Below are 395 nucleotides of genomic sequence, written 5' to 3' on the forward strand. Positions count from 1 at the left end.
CAACAGCTCCCCGGCCGACCGCACCCCGGACAGGTCCAGCCCCGACAACACCAACCCGGTGTCACTGGCATGCACGTGCGCGTCCACGAACGCCGGCGTCACCAGCGCCCCGTCCAGCTCCACCACCCGGTCCGCGGCCGGCGCCTCCGAATCAGCACCCAACCAGGCAATCCGCCCGTCCCGGACCAACAGTGCCGTCGCGGACGGATCCGCCGGGCAGTGCAGCACTCCACCGCGGTACAGCGTCGAGGGGTTGTTCATCATGACCTCAGTCTGCCGCCAGCCGGGCCTCGAACAGCCCACGCACCCCCGGCTCGCCGCGCAGCAACCCCAACGCCAGCTCCGCGTGCCCCGGCACGTACCCGTTACCGACCAGCATCGTCACGTCCGCCGCC

1 protein-coding gene and 1 pseudogene are annotated in these 395 nt (G+C 71.6%); both read right to left on the bottom strand.

Annotated features, from left to right (window positions below):
* On the bottom strand, positions 1 to 261 hold a 261-nt coding region (locus C1I95_RS34630; protein ID WP_146605972.1), incomplete at its 3' end, for an amidohydrolase family protein.
* 7 nt (positions 262 to 268) lie between these two features.
* Positions 269 to 395, bottom strand: a pseudogene (locus C1I95_RS34635) (L-erythro-3,5-diaminohexanoate dehydrogenase); the annotation flags it as partial.

This window comes from Micromonospora craterilacus (assembly GCF_003236315.1).
GTDB lineage: Bacteria > Actinomycetota > Actinomycetes > Mycobacteriales > Micromonosporaceae > Micromonospora > Micromonospora craterilacus.